The following is a 1,469-nucleotide window of genomic DNA, read 5'->3' as shown; positions in this document are numbered from 1 at the left end:
CAATCCAAAAATAATTGAGAGGCTAGGACTTTTGTCCCAGCCTCTTTTAAATATTACAATTCGATATCGCCAAACAAGTCAGCCATTGAGAATCCAGTTTGAGTTTCTGGAAGATCAAAGTCGCGTTTTTCTTGTTTTGGACGACGTGGGCGAGATTGACGTTTTTCTTGTTTTTCGCCTTCTTCTTGAGCTGGACGTTCTTCAAGAGCTTTGATAGAAAGTGATACACGTTCATCTGCAGCATTTACTTCAAGAACTTTAACAGTTACTTCTTGTCCAACTTTAAGAACATCTTTTGGATTTTCAACACGTTTGTGTGAAATTTGTGAGATGTGTACAAGTCCGTCGATACCTGGCAATACTTCAACGAATGCACCGAAGTCAGTCAAACGTTTAACAGTTCCTTCGATCACATCACCAGCAGCCAATTTTTGTTCAACGCCATCCCAAGGTCCAGGTGTTGTAGCTTTCAATGAAAGTGATACACGACCTTCTTCTTCGTTCAAGTCAAGAACTTTCACTTGGATTTCTTCACCAACAGTTACAACTGATTTAGGTGATACGTTGCGTTCGTGTGACAATTCTGTTAAGTGAACCAATCCATCAACACCACCAAGGTCGATGAAAGCACCGAAGCTTGTGATACGTGCAACTTTACCAGTTACGACATCACCAACGTTCAATTTACCAAATACTTCTGCGCGTGCTGCAGCTGATTCAGCTTCAACAACTTCACGACGAGAAAGGATGAAGCGGTTTTCTTTTGGATCTACTTCTTTGATTTTAGCATCAAATTCTTGACCTACGAAACGTTCAGTGTTACGTACAAAACGAGTATCAAGCATTGAAGCTGGAATAAATCCACGAAGTCCTTCAAATTCTACTGAAAGTCCGCCCTTAACAGCGCGAGTCCCTTTAACAGTAACAACTTCTTCTTCACGTCCGACCAATTTGTCCCATGCTTTGCGAGCTTCCAAACGTTTTTTAGATACAAGGTAAGTTACTGTATCAGTATCTTTACCAACTACTTGACGAAGAACAAGCAATTCAAGTGTTTCACCTGGTTTTACCAAGTCGTTGATGTCAGCATCACGATCGTTTGTCAATTCGCGAAGAGTCAAGACACCTTCGACACCAGTTCCAGAGATTGCAACGTTAGCTTGGTTCGCGTCAACTGTCAATACTTCAGCAGTAACAACGTCACCTGGTTCAACTTGGCTAACACTGTTTAGCAAATCTTCAAATTCATTCATCTAAAAAATCCTCCAACAATCAAGTTTTCTAAAACTTGACATACTTATAATTATTTTTCCTAAGCAAGCACTCGCAATGAGATCATCTACAATCTTTAACGACTCATCCTATAAAGAAATAAAATACCTGGATAGATATTTTATCACTTATCTGATATTACCTAAGAACTGGGGTAGCTGGATTCGAACCAACGCATGAGGGAGTCAAAGTCCCTT

General features: G+C 40.2%; 1 protein-coding gene. It reads right to left on the bottom strand.

Annotated features, from left to right (window positions below):
* Positions 1–53 precede the first annotated feature (53 nt).
* Entirely contained in the window at positions 54–1,253 is a 1,200-nt protein-coding gene (gene rpsA, locus ADG03_RS02350) for a 30S ribosomal protein S1 (RefSeq protein WP_003011990.1), read from the bottom strand.
* Positions 1,254–1,469 lie beyond the last annotated feature (216 nt).

The organism is Streptococcus parasanguinis, assembly GCF_001069785.1.
GTDB classification, from domain to species: Bacteria; Bacillota; Bacilli; order Lactobacillales; family Streptococcaceae; genus Streptococcus; species Streptococcus parasanguinis_T.
This window is presented reverse-complemented; position numbering and strand designations above follow the sequence as displayed.